Source organism: Sphingomonas sp. PvP055 (genome assembly GCF_040546365.1).
Taxonomy (GTDB): Bacteria; Pseudomonadota; Alphaproteobacteria; order Sphingomonadales; family Sphingomonadaceae; genus Sphingomonas; species Sphingomonas echinoides_A.
Map to the genome: position 1 here is coordinate 2903732 of NZ_JBEPNS010000001.1, position 18600 is coordinate 2922331.

16 protein-coding genes and 2 pseudogenes are annotated in these 18600 nt (G+C 64.1%); 16 read left to right on the forward strand and 2 right to left on the reverse strand.

All coding sequences use genetic code 11. The features are described 5' to 3' along the window. Positions 1-5 precede the first annotated feature (5 nt). The 6 genes from ABIC16_RS13695 (at position 6) to ABIC16_RS13720 (ending at position 7250) form a co-directional block, all read left to right on the forward strand. Positions 6-485 (forward strand): peroxiredoxin, encoded by a 480-nt coding sequence (locus tag ABIC16_RS13695; RefSeq protein ID WP_354291518.1) that lies wholly within the window; start codon positions 6-8, stop codon positions 483-485. A gap of 90 nt (positions 486-575) precedes the next feature. Further along, the gene (locus ABIC16_RS13700) at positions 576-848 is read left to right on the forward strand and encodes a hypothetical protein (protein ID WP_354291519.1); all 273 of its coding nucleotides are present in this window, start codon (positions 576-578) and stop codon (positions 846-848) included. Positions 849-933: 85 nt separating this feature from the next. After that, positions 934-2391: an AMP nucleosidase gene (locus ABIC16_RS13705; RefSeq protein ID WP_354291520.1), complete on the forward strand. Its 1458-nt coding sequence runs from the start codon at positions 934-936 to the stop codon at positions 2389-2391. Positions 2392-2450: 59 nt separating this feature from the next. Then, positions 2451-2897, forward strand: a complete 447-nt coding sequence (locus tag ABIC16_RS13710) for a hypothetical protein (RefSeq protein WP_354291521.1) — start codon at positions 2451-2453, stop codon at positions 2895-2897. A 156-nt stretch (positions 2898-3053) separates the two neighbouring features. Next, positions 3054-3926, forward strand: coding sequence for a LysR substrate-binding domain-containing protein (locus tag ABIC16_RS13715; RefSeq protein WP_354291522.1), 873 nt, complete (start codon positions 3054-3056; stop codon positions 3924-3926). Positions 3927-4136: 210 nt separating this feature from the next. Further along, positions 4137-7250 (forward strand): helicase-related protein, encoded by a 3114-nt coding sequence (locus ABIC16_RS13720; RefSeq protein WP_354291523.1) that lies wholly within the window; start codon positions 4137-4139, stop codon positions 7248-7250. Positions 7251-7342: 92 nt separating this feature from the next. Here ABIC16_RS13720 and ABIC16_RS13725 read toward each other — a convergent pair whose 3' ends face one another. Then, positions 7343-8677 (reverse strand): MFS transporter, encoded by a 1335-nt coding sequence (locus ABIC16_RS13725; protein WP_277968500.1) that lies wholly within the window; start codon positions 8675-8677, stop codon positions 7343-7345. A 184-nt stretch (positions 8678-8861) separates the two neighbouring features. Here ABIC16_RS13725 and cyoA point away from each other — a divergent pair, with 184 nt between their 5' ends. The 10 genes and pseudogenes from cyoA to ABIC16_RS13775 all read left to right on the forward strand — a co-directional run bounded on the left by cyoA (position 8862) and on the right by ABIC16_RS13775 (position 17956). Then, positions 8862-9920 (forward strand): ubiquinol oxidase subunit II, encoded by a 1059-nt coding sequence (cyoA, locus tag ABIC16_RS13730; protein WP_277968501.1) that lies wholly within the window; start codon positions 8862-8864, stop codon positions 9918-9920. Positions 9921-9932: 12 nt separating this feature from the next. Next, entirely contained in the window at positions 9933-11936 is a 2004-nt protein-coding gene (gene cyoB, locus ABIC16_RS13735) for a cytochrome o ubiquinol oxidase subunit I (protein WP_277968502.1), read from the forward strand. Further along, entirely contained in the window at positions 11933-12556 is a 624-nt protein-coding gene (cyoC, locus tag ABIC16_RS13740; protein WP_277968503.1) for a cytochrome o ubiquinol oxidase subunit III, read from the forward strand. The genes cyoB and cyoC overlap by 4 nt, the downstream gene beginning before the upstream one ends. Next, positions 12553-12955: pseudogene (cyoD, locus tag ABIC16_RS13745) on the forward strand (cytochrome o ubiquinol oxidase subunit IV). The gene cyoC and the pseudogene cyoD overlap by 4 nt, the downstream one beginning before the upstream one ends. Further along, on the forward strand, positions 12952-13653 hold the full coding sequence (locus ABIC16_RS13750; RefSeq protein WP_354291524.1) for an SURF1 family protein: 702 nt from the start codon (positions 12952-12954) through the stop codon (positions 13651-13653). The pseudogene cyoD and the gene ABIC16_RS13750 overlap by 4 nt, the downstream one beginning before the upstream one ends. Further along, entirely contained in the window at positions 13650-14963 is a 1314-nt protein-coding gene (locus tag ABIC16_RS13755) for an ATP-binding protein (RefSeq protein WP_354291525.1), read from the forward strand. The genes ABIC16_RS13750 and ABIC16_RS13755 overlap by 4 nt, the downstream gene beginning before the upstream one ends. Then, complete coding sequence (locus ABIC16_RS13760; RefSeq protein WP_354292333.1) at positions 14953-15486, forward strand: response regulator transcription factor; 534 nt, start codon at positions 14953-14955, stop codon at positions 15484-15486. Before ABIC16_RS13755 ends, ABIC16_RS13760 begins: the two co-directional genes overlap by 11 nt. A 73-nt stretch (positions 15487-15559) precedes the next feature. Next, positions 15560-15940 (forward strand): ribonuclease H family protein, encoded by a 381-nt coding sequence (locus ABIC16_RS13765; protein WP_354291526.1) that lies wholly within the window; start codon positions 15560-15562, stop codon positions 15938-15940. Beyond that, positions 15937-16566: a glutathione S-transferase gene (locus ABIC16_RS13770; protein ID WP_354291527.1), complete on the forward strand. Its 630-nt coding sequence runs from the start codon at positions 15937-15939 to the stop codon at positions 16564-16566. The genes ABIC16_RS13765 and ABIC16_RS13770 overlap by 4 nt, the downstream gene beginning before the upstream one ends. A 90-nt stretch (positions 16567-16656) precedes the next feature. Beyond that, a pseudogene (locus ABIC16_RS13775) lies at positions 16657-17956 on the forward strand (Hsp70 family protein). A gap of 9 nt (positions 17957-17965) precedes the next feature. Here the strand turns inward: ABIC16_RS13775 and ABIC16_RS13780 are convergent. After that, positions 17966-18556 carry an NADPH-dependent FMN reductase gene (locus ABIC16_RS13780; protein WP_277968511.1) on the reverse strand — a complete coding sequence of 197 codons (591 nt, stop codon included), beginning with the start codon at positions 18554-18556 and terminating at the stop codon, positions 17966-17968. Between the last annotated feature and the right edge of the window lie 44 nt (positions 18557-18600).

Genomic DNA, 18600 nt, shown 5'->3' on the forward strand with positions numbered 1-18600 from the left:
TCCCCATGACGATCAACGTCGGCGACCGCGTCCCTACCACCATGCTCACCAAGGTCACGCCCGATGGCCCGGATCAGGTCAGCTCGGACGATTTCTTCAAGGGCCGCAAGGTCGCGCTCGTCGCGGTCCCTGGTGCTTTCACGCCGACCTGCTCGGCGCGCCACCTCCCCGGCTTCGTCGACAAGGCGGCCGACTTGAAGGCCAAGGGCATCGACGAGATCGCTTTCACCTCGGTCAACGACGCGTTCGTGATGGGCGCATGGGGCAAGGCTAGCGACGCGGGCGACATCACGATGCTGGCGGACGGCAATGCAGAGTTCGCCAAGGCGGTCGGCCTGACCTTCGACGGATCGAAGTTCGGCATGGGTGAGCGTAGCCAGCGCTATTCGATGCTCGTCAATGACGGCGTCGTCGAGCAGCTCAACGTCGAGGCCCCCGGCGAATTCAAGGTTTCGTCGGCAGAACATCTGTTGAGCGAAATCTAACGTACGACGAAACGAGTGCGGCGACGGAACCAGCCGTGGCCGCACTTCGTTTCCTTCCCGTAACACGTCGTTATGCGAAGGGAGATCATCATGACGGATACGATCAAGCAGGCCACCGACACCGCGCAGGACCTTGGCAACAAGGCTGCGAGCGAAGTGAAGAAAGTGGTCGACCCCTCGATTCTTACGCAAGCGCAGGAGGCAGTCACCGACGCCTTCAACGCAACCGTCGAAGCCGTAAAGGAACATCCGGTCGCGGCGGCGGCGATTGCAACCGGTGCGGCGGCCGCAGTGGCCGGCACGGTTTACGGCGTCAAGAAGCTCCGCGAAGGCGAAGACGTCATTCCGGCGCTCAAGGAGTAATGCGATCGGGCACGCGCCACCGCGGCGCGTGCCCCAATCCCTGCCCGGTCTTGCGCGTGTAACGATACCGCATTAGCCGCTGTGCATGACGCAAGCATCCGACATCGTCGCCGAACTCGATCGTCTCTATCGCGCTTCGGTTGAGCGGCTCCAGGCCGCGCTCACGACCTATATCACCAGCGGCCAGCCCCCCGCCCCCGAGAGTCGGAAGGATGGCAGTTTCGCTTATCCCGAAATCCGGCTGCAGTATCGCGGCGGCGAGGATCGACCCGTTCCCGCGCGCTCGTTCGGACGCCTCGTCAGCGAGGGCGCCTATGCGATCAGCGTTACCAAGCCCGCGATCTTCGCCGACTATCTGACCGAACAGCTTACGTTGCTGATCGAGGATTACGACGTCACGGTCGAGGCGGTTCCGGGGCGGCAGGAAATACCGTTCCCCTATGTGATCGATCCGGGCCACGCGCTCAGCCTCGATGCGGTCTCGGCAGTCGATCTGTCGCGACACTTCCCCGCGACCGAACTCGCGCACATCGGCGACGAGATCGCGGACGGCCGTTACGCCGTTCTCAACGGCGGGCCACGTCCGCTCGCTTTGTTCGACGGCCTGCGCACGGACTTCTCGCTCGCGCGGCTGCGGCACTACACGGGCACGCCGCCAGAGCATGTCCAGCGCTACGTGCTGTTCACCAACTACCACCGCTATGTCGACGAATTCGTCCGCTGGGCGTGCGCGCAACTCGAACCGCAGGCGGACGGCACGCCGAGCCGCTACGTCGGCGTCTCGGGCGCAGGCGGCGTGATGATGCGCGCAGGCGACGATGTCGAGGCGATGCTCGCCGACACAAGCGCATGGCGGCGGCACCAGATGCCCGCCTATCACCTGATGGCGGAGGACGGCACCGGGATCACGCTGGTCAACATCGGCGTCGGCCCCTCCAACGCCAAGACGATCTGCGACCATCTCGCGGTGTTGCGCCCAGAGGCATGGCTAATGATCGGCCATTGCGGCGGGCTCCGCCCGAGCCAGCGGATCGGCGACTATGTGTTGGCGCATGCGTATCTGCGCGACGACCACATCCTCGACGACGTGCTCCCGCCCGAGATCCCGGTTCCAGCGATCGCCGAGGTCCAGCTCGCGCTCGCGCGTGCTGCCGAAACGGTCTCGGGCCAGACCGGCGACGAGCTCAAGCGCCGCTTGCGCACGGGCACGATCGTGACGACCGACGACCGCAATTGGGAACTGCAGTATTCCCGCTCCGCTCTGCGCTTTTCGTTGTCTCGAGCGGTCGGAATCGACATGGAATCGGCAACGATTGCGGCACAAGGCTACCGTTTCCGCGTCCCCTACGGGACCTTGCTCTGCGTATCGGACAAGCCGCTACACGGCGAGCTCAAGCTCCCCGGCCAAGCCAACCGCTTCTACGAACGCGCGATCAGCGAGCATATGCGGATCGGAATCGAAGCGTGCGAGGAACTGCGCCGGGAAGGCAACAAACTCCATTCGCGCAAATTGCGTGCATTCAATGAGCCGCCATTCCGGTAAGGCACGGAAACCGGCGCCGCGTCACGCGTTGAGGTCGCTACCAATTCAAGGATGATACGATGGCCATGCCACCGAAAAAGCCGACCGATACCGATACCGACACGGAAACCGAAGCGACCGCCTCGCCGAAGCCGCCTAAGCCACCAAAACTGGGAAAACCCGCTAGCGAAAAGGCAGCGACCGCAGGCAAGGTGCCTGCGCCTCGCAAGCCCGCCAAACCGCGCAGCGCCGCGTCCGGACGGCCGGTCAATCCCGGCAAGCCTATCGTCAAGCCCGCCACCCCGGCGCCTCACCCCGTTCCTACCGGAAAGCGCTGGGGTGCAGCCGCCGTCGTCGGTGGAATTGCCGCAGTCGGCGCTACCGTCGCCGCGCTGCTCGCGCTGCGTGGAAGCACGCCGGACATTGCCAAACCCAACCGCGGCAAGCGCGCGCATCAGGCAGACGGCAAGAATTCGAGCGCTTCGTTCGAAGCCGGCATCGCCGATGAGGGGACGATCCCGGAGTAAGCAAGCGACGAAGGCGTTGCCGGTCGGCGGAGCGGATTGCGTTTGGCAAGAAAAGCGGATTGAAGCGAGCGGGGCACTCATGGCCCGCACGCTTCCGGAGTACAGGCGATCGCTTCGTCGAAGATCATCAGCCGTCGCTGGCTCCCGCTCAACGCTTTGCGCGCCTTCGATGCGGTGGGCCAACGCATGAGTTTCACCGCGGGCGCACAAGCGCTCGAGGTTTCTCAAAGCGCGGTCAGCCGGCACGTCATCAGCCTCGAGGAAGCGCTCGGACAGAAACTGTTCGATCGTTCTGGTCAGCGCCTCGTCCTGACCGCGGCCGGCGCGGCACTGCTGCCGGAAGTCCGCCGCGCGTTCGATCTGCTGGAGCAGACGATGACAGCGGTCAGCCAGGATCCGCTGAATGGCCGACCGATCCGTATCCACATCCCGCCGTCGCTGTTGCAGCAAGTCGTCATGCCAATGCTCCGCACGTTCCACCAAACCCATCCGAATGTCCGGATCGATGTGTCCAGCGCGCCAGTAACGGGATTGCCGAATACCGAGACTGACATGGCGATTGTGTTCGACCGGCCCAACATCGATGATCGCATTACCGATCTGTTGTGGATGGTCCGCGTTTCTCCGGTCTGTTCTCCCACACTGGCAGAACGCCACGCTGGCAAGTCGATCGAAGATTTCCTGTCCGACAATGACTTGCTTCACGTTACGCTGGAAGGCGAGGAACGCGGACTCCTGTGGAGCACGTTTGCGCGAACGACCGGTGTCGCGATCGACACGAACCGTGGCCACGCATTTGATACGCTGTCGCTCGCAGTGCATTACGCGATGCAATCGGGGGGTGTCGCACTCGCCGATCTGGCAATGTTCGCCCCCGAAATTGCTGGGGGCCAACTGGTCGTTCCCTATGATGCGGCAATTGACGACGGCTTCGGCTATTACCTCAAACTACGCCCCGACGACCTTGCCGATCCGACGATCAGCCTCGTCCGTAGCTGGCTGATCGCCCAATTCTCCGCCCGCCAGTAGTTGCTCTGGATCAGGCCGATAATTCCCCCGGAACCATGAAACGATAAAGCGACGGCGCGTTCTGCCTTCAAGGGTTAGAATTGCGAAGGATACGCAGCTGGAACACATCGCCGAACCGATCGCGCTTGCCGCTACGATGATCGACCGCTCTGGAATGCTCCCGCCTGCTGGACCCTATGCTCGCCAAAGCCCCTACTGGTGCCGCGCGGCATGAATATCGCGCATATCGCAACCCGCATCGCCGAAGCGCTGCGGACGGACGACCTTATCTTCCTCGCTGACGACGACCAGCAAGCCGAGGCAATCACCTGTGCGCTGGAGGCGATCACGGCGCGATCACGGGTCTTCTTCTTGCCGTCCAGCGATACGTTACCCGGCGATATTGCGCCTGCGTCTCCGGCGAACGCCGGGCGGCGGGTGGCGACGCTGCACGCGCTGCGTCTCGCTCAGGCAAAGGCCGATCGTGACCGAATAGCGCTGATCCTCAGTGGGGAGGCCGCCGCTCGACGATACCCTTCCCCCGCATCCTTCGATCGCGCGCCGCCCGCGTTGCGGACTGGCGACGCAATCGATCTGGAAGCCTTCGCACCGATGGTCGAGGAACTCGGCTATGTCGCGGACGACCGCGTCGACGAACCGGGCGAGGTTGCGGTGCGTGGAGAGGTAGTCGACATTTTCCCCGCCGATGCGACCCGTCCCGCTCGCATCGACGTAGTAGAGGGTCGCATCTCCGCGGTCCGCTGTTTCGATCCAGCGTCGCAGCGCACCCTGGATACGCTCGACACGCTGGAAATCGGCCGTGCGTCGGAACCTGCGATGACGGACCCGGTGGCCATTCTCGATCACCTCGTCCCCGGTAAGGTCGCGTTCTCAGCCAAAGCCGATCAGCGTCGCCTGCGCTTTCTTCAATTGGCGAGCGACGTCGCCAATCGTGGGACCGGCAAGATCGATGCGATCGAAGACAAGCAATGGCAGCGCGCGCTGCAGGGTTGGGAGACGACCGATCTGGGTGGTGCGGCAGCCGAAGTTCCGCGCTTTGCCGAGGTCAAGGCGCCACTTGCAAAGCTGGTCCGGTTTGCGAAGCCGTTGCTTGCCGACCATGCGCTGGTATTGGCCGGAAGCCGCCGTGACCTGCGTTTCCTCCGCGGTCGAGTTGCGAAAAGGCTCGACGTAACCTTCTCCACGGTGCCGGATTGGGAGGCCCTCCGCGATCTTCCCGCAGGCCAGGCCGCCATTGTTGAAATGCCCGTCGATGCTGGGTTCGTCGACGACAAGATGCTTGTGATCGCCGCATCGGATCTGCTTGGCAGTCGCGCACTGCTCGGTAACGTCCAGCCCGACATTGCCAACCCGCTCGCCGGGACCACCGAAGTGCGCGTCGGCGATGTCGTGGTGCACGAAGATCATGGCATCGGTTGCGTGCTCGGCCTCCAGCCGGCACCGGGCGCTGAAACCACTTCGGGCGAAATGATCGCCCTCGAATACGCCGGGGGGGCGCGGCGATTGGTCGAGATCGACGACGCCGATCGCATCTGGAGGTATGGTGCGGATGCCGACGCAGTCACGCTCGACAAACTCGACGGCTCATCGTGGCAGAAACGCCGCGGCGACATCGACGCCGCGATCGCGGAAAGCGCGCGTGGCCTGACCGAACTGGCGAAGGCACGCGAGACGCTCGAGGCGCCAGTGCTCGCCCCCGACCCGGCGGCATATGAGCGCTTCGCCAACGGATTTGCGTTCAACGAAACCGCCGATCAGGCGCGCGCGATCCACGCAGTCCGCGATGATCTTGCGCGCGGGCGACCGATGGATCGTCTCGTCGTGGGCGACGTCGGGTACGGCAAGACCGAAGTTGCGATGCGGGCGGCGGGGATTGCGGCACTCGCCGGCTATCAGGTCGTCATCGCCGCGCCGACGACCGTGCTTGTCCGCCAGCATCTCGACAGCTTCCGACGAAGGTTCGAAGCCGCCGGGATCAAGGTTGCCGGGTTGTCACGGCTGTCGAGCGCAGCGGACAAGAAGGCGACAAAGGCAGGCCTTGCCGACGGATCGATCCGGATCGTGATCGGGACTGGCGCGGTGATGGCCAAGGGGGTTCGCTATGCCAACCTCGGTCTGGTCATCATCGACGAGGAACAGCGCTTCGGTGCTGCGGACAAGGCGCGGCTGCGCGGATCGGGGAACGTGCACCTGCTGACGCTCAGCGCGACGCCGATCCCTCGAACGCTGCAGATGGCGTTGGTCGGGTTGCAGCAGATATCGATCATCGCCACCCCGCCCGCGCGTCGCCAACCGACCCGGACCAGCCTGGACCAATATGACGAAGCGCGGGTCCGGACGGCCCTGCTGCGCGAAAAAGGGCGCGGTGGGCAAAGCTTCGTGGTCGTGCCGCGGATCGAGGACATGGCTGGCGTGGGAGCGAAGCTGCGCCGAGCCGTTCCGGACCTGACGATCGTCGAAGCGCACGGAAAGATGCCGGCTTCGGAGATCGACGACGTCATGGTCGCTTTTTCGGACGGCAAAGGCGACGTCTTACTTGCGACCAATATCATCGAGGCGGGGCTCGACGTGCCGCGTGCAAACACGATGATCGTCTGGCGCGCGGATCGGTTCGGGTTGGCGCAGATGCACCAGCTGCGCGGGCGCGTAGGCCGTGGAAACCGGCGCGGCCAGGTCATTCTGCTGACGGACTCGGAGGATGCCATCGCGGACCGCACGATCAAGCGGTTGCGGACGCTCGCGACGTTCGACCGGCTGGGCGCCGGGTTCGATATCAGCGCGCAGGATCTCGATATGCGCGGTGCCGGCGACCTGCTTGGGGAAACTCAGGCGGGGCACACCAAGCTGATCGGGATCGATCTGTACCAGCATCTGCTTGGTGGTGCATTGCGGCAGGCGCGTGGCGAGGACGTCGAACGCTGGACTCCCGAACTGAATCTGGGCGCGGGCGGCGGTCTCCCCGCCGACTGGATACCGGAAGAGGACGTGCGGCTGTCGCTGTACATCCGGCTCAGTCGCGTGACGGACGATGCAGCGCTCGATGCGTTCGAGGACGAACTGGTCGATCGCTTCGGCGCCCTGCCGGACGATGCTGCCGCGCTGCTCATGCGTGCCCGGGTTCGATTGCTCGCGCGGTCGGCACGGGTGGAGCGGATCGATGCGGGCGCTGCGGCGATCGCGCTGACACCACGCCGCGATTTCGACGCGGACGTCGCAGACGCCGGGCTCACCGAGAAGAACGGTCGGTATCTGCTCGCAGAACCTACCGACGATGCGGCTCGAACCGCCAGGGTTCAGGCGCTACTGGAGGAATTGGTCGGCTGACACGGCTTTACGTCCCTTCCGCCACAACCCCCTACCCTCAGGAATCAAAAACGCCCCCCGGCACGGATGCCGGGGGGCGTTTCTTCGGATGGTTACGAGATCCGTCGACCCAGTTCCTTGTTGACGCCCAGCGCGATCAGCGTGGCAAGCGCGCCCGACAGCAGATACCCACCGGCGGCGATCAAGCCGAAGTTGCTCGCGAGGAGCAGGCCGACCAGCGGTGCGAACCCGGCGCCGACCAGCCATGCCAGATCCGACGTGAGCGCAGCACCCGTGTAGCGGCGCGTGCTGCCGAAGTTTGCGGCGACCGCACCCGACGACTGACCGAACGCCACACCAAGCAGCGCGAAGCCGACGAGCACGAACGTCAACTCGCCGGTGTATCCAGCGCTGAGCAACTGCGGCGCGAAGCCGCTGAATGCCGCGATTCCGGCAGCCGTGACGCCCAACAGGTAGCGACGACCGACCCGATCCGCGATCAGGCCCGACGCGATCACGCCGATCACGCCGACGATACCGCCGAAAATCTCGATCGACAGGAAACGCTCAGGGCTCTGGTCGGTAAAGAGGTGGACCCACGACAGCGGGAACACCGTGACCATGTGGAACAGTGCAAAGCTGGCAAGCGGCGCGAACGCGCCGATGATGATGTTGCGCCAGTCGCTCTTGATCGTCTCCAAGACGTGCGACGGCTCCAGCTCACGGCTTTCGAACATCGCGGCGTAATGCGGCGTCGAAACCATGCGAAGCCGGGCGAACAGTGCCACCACGTTGATCGCGAACGCCACGAAGAACGGATAGCGCCAGCCCCAATCGAGGAAGTCCGCCGGCGACAAGGTGCTCAGGAAGAACGCGAACAAAGCGCTTGCCACGATGAGACCGAGCGGCGCGCCTAGCTGCGGGATCATCGCATACCAGCCGCGCTTATTCTCGGGTGCGTTGAGCGCGAGCAGCGATGCAAGGCCATCCCATGCCCCGCCGAGCGCGATCCCCTGGCCGATTCGGAACAGCGCGAGCAGCACGATCGCCCAGGCGCCGATCGTCTCGTAACCCGGCAGGAACGCGACCGCCGCGGTCGACCCGCCGAGCAGGAACAAGGCGATTGTCAGCTTCGTTCCACGTCCGAGCACCTGATCGACCGAGAGGAAGATCAGCGAACCGATCGGGCGGGCAATGAACGCCAGCGCGAAGATGCCGAACGAGTAAAGCGTGCCCGTCAACCGATCCACGAACGGAAAGATCAGCGCCGGGAACACCAGCACCGATGCGATCGCGTAAACGAAAAAGTCGAAGAACTCGGACGTGCGGCCAATGACCACGCCGATCGCTATTTCGTTCGGGTCGACATGGCCATCGCCATGCGCGTGGCGCGCGTTGATCGCACGTGCATCGCGCTCGGCGTTATGGGATGCAGTTTGTACAGTCATCGTTGGCGTTTTCCTGGACCGGGAACGATCGGTCATTGGTGCAATCATTACGGGCGGTATGCCGCATAACATGACCCAATGGGATTGGACAAAATGTCCAATGTCGCACCGCAGCATCTGTGTATAGCGCGCCGGTATGTCCTCCCTCCGTCACACCCCGATTCTCCGCCGCCCGATTCGCAAACTGGCTGCCGCTGGCATGCTCGCGATGCTGCTGGGGGGTTGCAACATGGTCGTCATGAACCCCGCCGGCGACATCGCCCTGCAACAACGCGACCTCGTCGTCTTCTCGACCGCGCTGATGCTGGTGATCGTGCTGCCCGTCATCGGTCTGATCTGCCTGTTCTCCTGGAAATACCGGGCCAGCAACGAGACGACCGATTACGATCCTGACTGGGATCACTCGTCGCAGCTCGAGTTGCTGATCTGGGCGGCACCGCTGCTGATCGTCATCTGCCTCGGCGCGGTGACCTGGACCGCGACCCATCTGCTCGACCCCTATCGTCCGATCGGGCGCGTTGCGGCGGGCAAGCCGCTGGTAGCCAACGTCAAGCCGCTCGAGGTCGAAGTGATCGCGCTCGATTGGAAGTGGATGTTCGTCTATCCCCAATACGGCTTCGCAACCGTCAACGAGCTCGCGGCGCCGGTCGACCGGCCGATCCATTTCCGTCTGACATCGTCGTCGGTCATGAACGCGTTCTACATCCCGACGCTCGCCGGCATGATCTACGCGATGCCGTCGATGGAAACGCAGCTCAACGCAGTCATCAACAAGCCCGGCAATTACGAGGGCTTTTCGTCCAACTATTCGGGCGCGGGCTTCTCGGACATGAAGTTCCGTTTCCACGGAATGACCGAAGGCGACTTCAACGCCTGGGTTGCCCGGAACAAAGCGGCGGGTGGAAATCTGACCCGCGCTGACTATCTCAAGCTCGAAAAGCCGTCGGAGAAGGTTCCGGTGATGCGCTTCGCCAACGTCGATCCGACGATCTACAGCGCCGTCGTCAACCAGTGCATCCGCCCCGGTACGACGTGCATGAGCGACATGATGAAGAAGGATATGCAGGACAGCGCGGCGATGGAAGGCATGCCCAACAGCGGCAACGCTGAAGGCAAACGCTCTTCGTCCCCGCTGACAACGCGCAGCGCCGGACAGGCACCGCCGAAAAGCCCGTCCGACGTACCGCAACGCGGACCTTCGACTCCCGAAGAGTCCAACACGCCCAAGCAGCGCCCCCTCTAAATGGCCAGTACCATGCAAGCTTCACCCCTCAACGTCAGTCCGATCCTCGGCCGCTTTACGCTTGAGTCGCTGCCGCTCCATGAACCGATCGTCGTCGCCACCTTCTGTGGCGTCGCACTCGGCGGGATCGCGCTGCTGTCGGCCCTCACCTACTTCAAACTGTGGGGCTACCTCTGGAAGGAGTGGTTCACCAGCGTCGATCACAAGAAGATCGGGATCATGTACATGATCCTCGGCATCGTCATGCTGCTGCGCGGGTTCTCCGACGCGATCATGATGCGTGCACAACAGGCGATGGCGTTCGGAAACGAAGGCTATCTCAACGCACACCACTATGACCAGGTGTTCACCGCGCACGGTGTCATCATGATCTTCTTCGTCGCGATGCCGTTCGTGACGGGCCTGATGAACTACGTCGTCCCGCTCCAGATCGGTGCGCGCGACGTGTCCTTCCCCTTCCTCAACAACTTCAGCTTCTGGATGACGACCGCAGGCGCGGTGATCATCATGATGAGCCTGTTCGTCGGTGAGTTCGCACAGACCGGCTGGCTCGCCATGCCGCCGCTGTCGGGGATCGGCTACAGCCCCGGCGTCGGTGTCGACTATTACATCTGGTCGCTCCAGATTGCGGGTGTCGGCACGCTTCTGTCGGGCGTCAACCTGATCGCCACCATCGTCAAGATGCGCGCGCCGGGCATGACCATGATGAAGATGCCGATCTTCTGCTGGACCGCACTCTGCACCAACATCCTGATCGTCGCAGCATTCCCGGTCCTGACCGCGGTGCTCGCACTGCTCAGCCTCGATCGGTACGTCGACACCGCGTTCTTCACGAACACGCTCGGCGGCAACCCGATGATGTACGTCAATCTGATCTGGATCTGGGGCCACCCGGAAGTCTACATCCTGATTCTCCCGATGTTCGGCGTGTTCAGCGAGGTGACCTCGACCTTCTCGGGCAAGCGCATCTTCGGCTACACCTCGATGGTGTATGCGACCATGGTCATCACCTTGCTCGCCTACCTCGTCTGGCTTCACCACTTCTTCACCATGGGGTCGGGCGCGAGCGTCAACTCGTTCTTCGGCATCACCACGATGATCATCTCGATCCCGACGGGCGCGAAGATCTTCAACTGGCTGTTCACGATGTACCGTGGCCGGGTGCGCTTCGAACTGCCGATGATGTGGACGATCGCGTTCATGATCACCTTCACGATCGGCGGCATGACCGGCGTCCTGCTCGCGGTGCCGCCAGCCGACTTCGTGCTCCACAACTCGCTGTTCCTCGTTGCCCACTTCCACAACGTCATCATCGGCGGCGTGGTGTTCGGTGCCTTCGCCGGCATCAACTACTGGTGGCCGAAGGCATTCGGGTTCCGCCTGAACGACTTCTGGGGCAAGGTGTCGTTCTGGTGCTGGGTCGTGGGCTTCTACCTCGCATTCATGCCGCTCTACGTACTCGGCCTGATGGGCGTTACGCGTCGTCTGCGCACCTTCGATGACCCGAGCCTGCAGATCTGGTTCATCATCGCCGGGATCGGTGCGTTGCTGATCGCCGCAGGCATCGGTGCAATGCTCCTTCAGTTCGCGGTCAGCATCCGCGATCGTGAGAAGCTGCGCGATACCACCGGCGATCCGTGGAACGGTCGTACGCTTGAGTGGGCAACCTCGTCGCCGCCGCCAGACTATAACTTCGCGTTCACCCCGGTCATCCATCAGGGCGATGCGTGGGCGGACATGAAGACGCGCGGCTACGAGCGTCCGACGACTGGCTTCAAGGACATCCACATGCCCTCGAACACCGGATCGGGTGTCATCCTCGCCGGTCTGTGCGTCGCCTTCGGCGTCGGCATGATCTGGTACGTCTGGTGGCTTGCCGCGGTCAGCTTCGTCGCCATCCTCGGCGTCTCGATCGGTCACACGTTCATCTACAAGCGTGACTATTACATCCCCAAGGCGACCGTCGCCGCAAAGGAGGACGCCCGCACGGCGGCCCTCGCGGAGGCAAAGGCATGAGCGCGTCCACGTCCGATTACGATATCGACACGTTCCACCTCGCCGAGGAGCCGCATCACGCAGAGGGGTCGAGCACGATGCTCGGCTTCTGGCTCTACCTGATGAGCGACTGCCTGATCTTCGCGATGCTGTTCGCGACCTACGGCGTGCTCGGCACGAGCTATGCGGGGGGCCCCGGCCCCAAGCAGCTGTTCGAGCTGCCGCTGGTCGCGGTCAACACGGCGATGCTGCTGTTTTCGTCGATCACCTATGGCTTCGCGATGCTCGCGATGACCAACGGCAAGGTGCGCCAGACCCAGCTGTGGCTGTTCGTCACCGCGCTGTTCGGCATGGCCTTCATCAGCATCGAACTCTACGAGTTCGCCAACCTGATCCATGAAGGTGCGACCCCGCAGAAGAGTGCGTTCCTGTCGTCCTTCTTCACGCTGGTCGCGACGCACGGGCTCCACGTCACCTTCGGGCTGATCTGGCTGTTCACGCTGATGGTGCAGATCCAGGTCAAGGGCCTGATCCCCGCCAACCAGCGCCGCCTGATGTGCCTCAGCCTGTTCTGGCACTTCCTCGACGTCATCTGGATCGGCGTCTTCACCTTTGTCTATCTGCTGGGAATGCTGCGATGAGCGCTGACCTCCACCACGCCGCGCACGATCATGCCGGCCACGGCCATGACGATCACGACGCGCATCTGCACGAAGAGTCGCACGGTTCGTACAAGAGCTACGCGATCGGATTCGGCCTGTCGGTCATCCTTACCGCCATTCCCTTTTGGCTGGTGATGACGCGGACGCTGACCAACCAGGCGACCGCGCTGATCATCATGGGCGTTCGCCGCGGTGCAAATGGTCGTCCACATGATCTTCTTCCTGCACATGAACCGTCGTGCGGAAGGCGGCTGGTCGATGATGGCGCTGATCTTCACGATCGTCATCGTCGGGATCGCGCTGAGCGGATCACTGTGGGTGATGTACCACATGAACGCGAACATGATGCCGACCCAAGACATGAGCCAGATGGGGTGAGCAACACGGGTCGGCGCGTACGGCGGGGCGCGGTCGCGGTTGCGTGGCTGTTTGTCATCGTCGCGCTGCTCGGTCTCGGCACTTGGCAGGTCCAGCGGCGGGCGTGGAAGCTGGACCTCATCGCGCGCGTCGACGCGCGCGTTCACGCCACGCCGGTCCCCGCGCCCGCCACTGCCGGTACCGACGATGCCTATCGCCGGGTCCGGGCGACCGGGTATTATCTCCCCGGCCGGGAAACCTTCGTCCAGGCATCGACCGTGCGCGGACCGGGCTTCTGGGCGATGACCCCGCTGCGGCGGGACGACGGCTCGATCCTCCTGATCAATCGCGGGTACGTCCCCACGCGCGCCGCGGTGTCACCAATTCCGGGAGCGGTCACGGTGACCGGCCTGCTTCGGCTTGACGAGCCACGCGGCGGGTTCTTGCGCAACAATGCACCGGCGGACGAACGCTGGTATTCGCGCGACGTCGGCGCGATCGCCAAGCGCCGCGGTCTTTCCCCCGCCCTGCCCTATTTCGTCGATGCCGATGCGAGCGACACGCGCGCGGGTGCACCGGTTGGCGGCCTGACGGTGATCCACTTCCCCAACAGCCATCTTGCGTATGCGGTCACATGGTACATTCTCGCGCTCATGAGCACCGCCGGATTCGCGTATTGGCTCCGTCAGGAACGGCAACGCCCCGACCGCCCGGCATGAGTCCGCGGGTGGCGAATTGGCGTGGTGTCCCGGTCTCGCAGACCGCGGGCCATGCCAACATGCTGCAACTCGTCGAACTGCGCTGGATGGCGGTAGCGGGGCAGCTCGGGACGATCCTGCTGACACACGTCGTGTTCGGCATCCGCTTGCCGATGATGCCGATGTTGAGCGTGCTGACCGGCTTGGTCGTGCTCAACGCCGCGAGCCTGCTGCGGCTTCGGCTGGAATCGCCGATCACCAACAAGACGCTGTTCGGCGGCTTGCTGCTCGACGTGCTCGCGCTCAGCGCGCAACTCTATTTCAGCGGGGGCGCGACCAACCCGTTCGTCTCGCTTTTCCTGCTGCAGGTCGTACTCGGGTCAGTACTGCTGGCGAGCTGGTCGGCCTGGACGATCGTTGGTGCGACCAGTCTGTCGTTCGTGATCCTCACCGCCTTCTACCGCCCGATCATCCTGCCCCCGGGCTTCGACCGATCGTTGTTCGCGCTGCACGTCCAGGGGATGTGGGTCTGCTTTGCGCTGGTCGCCGTGCTGCTCGTGGCATTCGTCGGCCGGATCAACATCAACCTCCGCACACAGGACATGCGCCTCGCGGATATCGAGCGCCATGCGGTCGAGGAGGAGCACATCGTCCGGATCGGGATGCTCGCGTCCGGCGCGGCGCATGAACTGGGCACCCCCTTGTCGTCGCTGTCGGTCATTCTCGGGGACTGGCGCCGCAACCCGACCGTCGCGCGCGACGCGGAACTGATGCGCGACATCGAGGAAATGCAGGCGGAGGTCCACCGTTGCAAGGCGATCGTCACCAGCATCCTGCTCTCCTCGGGTGATGCCCGTGGGGAGAATTCAGCTGCAACGACAGTGCGCGCTTTCGTAGACCGAGTCGTGGCGGACTGGATCGCCGCGCGCGGCTTTGCCAACGCGACTTATGAGGATCGTTTCGGGGAGGACCTGCCGATCGTTTCCGACGTCGTCCTCCAGCAAGCCGTCTTCAACATGCTGGACAATGCCGCCGAATACTCCCCGCAGCGGATCAGCATCACGTTGGCCCGAGAGGCGGAGGCGATGATGTTGATCGTCCGAGATACCGGCCCCGGCTTCGCCGCGGAGCAGCTTGCGAACATCGGCAAGCCGTACAACAGCACCAGGCATGAGCTCGGTCGCGGCATGGGCCTGTTCCTCGCGAGCAACGTGGCCCGTAAACTCGATGGCGCGTTGACCGCGCGTAACCAGCCCGGCAGCGGTGCCGAAGTGACCTTTCGCCTTCCGCTGGCTGCGATCGCGCTGGGTGGAGACGATGATGTCGACTAATCCCGTGCTGCTGATCATCGAGGACGACGCGGCCTTCGCGCGGACCCTGCAACGCTCGTTCCAGCGTCGTGACTACGAGGTCGTGCTGGCCGAAGGCCCTGGCGAGTTGCCCGCCCTGCTCGCGCTACGCACGCCGGATTATGCTGTGGTGGACCTCAAGCTCGCCGGAAGTTCCGGCCTGGCCTGCGTTGAGACCCTGCGCGCGCACGACCCTGACACCGTCATCGTGGTCCTTACGGGATATGCCAGCATTTCAACCGCCGTGCAGGCGATCAAGCTCGGAGCCACCTCCTATTTGGCCAAGCCCGCCAACACCGACGATATCGAACGCGCGTTCGGCATGACGCTGGGCGACGCGGACGTCCCGATCGGCGATCGCCAGACATCGATCAAGACGATCGAGTGGGAGCGAATCAACGAAACGCTCGAGGCAACCGGCTTCAACGTCTCGGAAACCGCACGGCGTTTAGGCATGCACCGCCGCACGCTCGCGCGAAAACTCGAGAAACGGCGGATCAGCTGATCAGACGATAGTTGGCACCAACCGCACGCAGGACGGACTCGCGCACCTGGCGCGTTGCGCGTAACCGAGGCCGATGGGATCGCGGATCAAAATTTACTTCGACGGCGGGTGTCGCCCTAACCCCGGTCGCATGGAAGTCGCGGTCGTCGTTCAGGGCAAGGTGCGGATCTTCGATCTCGGCGAAGGGGCGAGCATGGACGCCGAATGGCATGCGCTCGTCGCCGCCCAGCGCGTTGCCAGCGATTTGGGCCTTGCATCCAGCACATACGTCCTGCTCGGCGATGCGGCGGCGGTGATTGCGCAAGCGACCGGCGGGCATCGCTGTCGCGGATCGGGTGCGGCGCATCTTGCGGTGCTCCACGAAATGACAGGCGGGGTCGCTCCGCCGATCCGCTACATCAAGCGATCGCAAAATCTTGCCGGGATCGCGCTGGCGCGGCGGGCGGGCCGGTGACCGCGCCTGCAGTCCTCTACAGCTTCCGGCGCTGTCCCTATGCGATGCGCGCCCGCCTCGCGCTTGCCGTGGCCGGCGTCTCCGTCGAACTGCGCGAGGTGGTGCTCCGCACCAAACCCGCCGCGATGCTTGTGGCCTCCCCAAAGGGCACGGTGCCCGTGCTGATCCCGCCCAACGGCGTCGTAATCGATCAAAGCCTCGACATCATGCGCTGGGCGCTGGCGCAGTACGATCCGGAAGCGTGGCTGGACGGGGACGACCCTGCCCTGATCGCCAGTTGCGACGACCACTTCAAATTCCACCTCGACCGGACCAAATATCCCGAACGCCACGCCTCCGACCCGACCGTACACCGCGCAGCGGGGTTGGAGTGGCTCGGGCACCTGGAGGAGCGTCTGAACCGGCACGACAACCTCTGCCGTCCGGCGCGTGGGCTGGCCGATGCCGCAATCTTTCCGTTCGTCCGCCAGTTTGCCGCGATCGATCCAGCTTGGTTCGCCGCTGAACCCTTGCCGCGGGTCCAGACATGGCTCGAACGCCACATTCGATCGCCACTCTTCGCGGTAGTCATGGCGCGGTACGCACCGTGGGAGCCGGACTCCGCAACGGTCCTTTGGCCAACTTGAAGTCGACAAGGCGCAATCCGCGACGAAGCCACCACGATCCGGCCCGAACGGCTTTGCGCTCATGCACCGTCCTGTGTAGCGGCAATGCGCATGTCTGATCCGCGCTCCGCTCCGTTCACGCTCGGTCTCGATTTCGGGACCACCAACTCGGTCGCCGCAGTCGCGCGGAACGGGACGTCGGATTTGCTCGCGCTCGAATCCCCCAGTGGGCCCGACGCCGCGTTCCGGTCCGCCCTGTGCTTCTGGGAGGAGGATTCGGTCAAAGGCGGCATCGCAGCGGAGGCCGGGCCATGGGCGATCGCCGAATATCTAGAATATCCGCAAGGCAGCCGCTTCCTTCAGTCGTTTAAGTCGGTCGCCGCCAACGCCGCGTTCGAACACGCAACGATCTTCGAGCGACGCTATCGGTTCGAGGATCTCGGCCAGACCTTCCTCGCCAAGATGGCGGCGCGATCGGGCGGCATGCTCGACCGGGCCGCGCGGATCGTCGTCGGGCGTCCGGTGGAATACGCCGGATATCGCCCGGACGACGCGCTGGCGCGGCAACGCTACGACCTGATGTTCGCCAAGCTCGGCGCGGAGGTCCATTACGTCTACGAACCGCTTGGCGCGGCGTTCAGCTACGCCTCGCGGATCAGCGACCCCGCGACCATCCTCGTTGCCGATTTCGGGGGCGGAACGAGCGACTTTTCGGGTGGTGCGGATCGAGGCGCCGGGCGCCGCGCGGCGGTGCGTTCCGCTCGGCCACGCCGGGGTCGGCATCGCGGGCGACCGGTTCGATGCGCGGATTGTCGACCAGCTCGTCATGCCCCTGCTCGGCAAGGGCGGGTCGTATCGCTCGTTCGACAAGATCCTCGAAATTCCGCGCGGCTATTTCGCCGATTTTGCGGACTGGTCGCGGCTCGCGCTGATGCGCAACCGCAGGACGATCGCGGAACTCGAGAAGCTGCGCAAATCGGCGCTCGATCCGGATGCGATCGGCCGGATGATCGCGGTGATCGAGGAAGAACTCGGCTTCCAGCTGCACGAAGCGGTCGGTCGGGTAAAACGCGACCTGTCCGCTGCGGAACAGGCAACCTTCCGCTTCGAAGGCGGTGGCCTGTCGATCGAGGCTGATGTCACGCGCGCCGCCTTCGAAACGTGGATCGCCCCCGACATTGCGCGGATCGAAGCTGCGGTCGATCGCGTGCTCGAGGTTTCGGCAACACCTGCGACGAGCATCGACCGCGTGTTCCTGACGGGCGGATCGTCGCTGACGCCGCGCGTCCGCCGGATGTTCACCGACCGGTTCGGTGACGATCGCATCGCGACGGGGGGCGAACTGACGTCCATCGCGCATGGGCTCGCCCTCATCGGCGAGCAGGACGACCTCGCCGCCTGGGCAGCGTAACGCAGGCGCTCAGTACGGCGGGTCGCGCCGGTCGCGTTGTGCACGCGCGGCTTCGGTCCACCACGCGAGATCGTCGGCAAAGCGCGGGAACGCCTTGACGACCGCCGCGCCCCCGTCTCCGACCGGGGTGTTCTCGGCATCGAACGCCTTACCGATTCCGCCGACCGACAGCGGCGTAGGACTGATCACCATGCCCATTTCCGACAGGATCGGATGCCATGCGGTCGCCGAGCGCACGCCGGCCAGACGTCCCGCGGAATAGCTAGCGATCGCCGCGGGACGCCAAAACCATTCCTCGAGGAAATGGTCGGTAAGGTTCTTGAGCCCGGGCTGGACGCTCCAATTATACTCGCCCGCGACGAACACGAACGCGTCCGCCGCCTTGATCTTGCCCGCGAGCGTTTCCAGCGCCGCCGGGGCGGTACCCGCGGGATATTCCTTGTACATGCGATCGAGCATCGGAAGGCCGATGGCCTTTGCGTCGATCAGTTCGGGGGCGGCCCCACGCTCGGCGAACGCGGTCACGAGATATTGGGCGAGACGAATGCCCAACCGGTCCGATCGGTAGGAGCCGTAGAAAATCAGGATACGGTCGCTCATGCGTCACTCCAACAGCCACGGTCCAACACCGATGCGGAACGCGG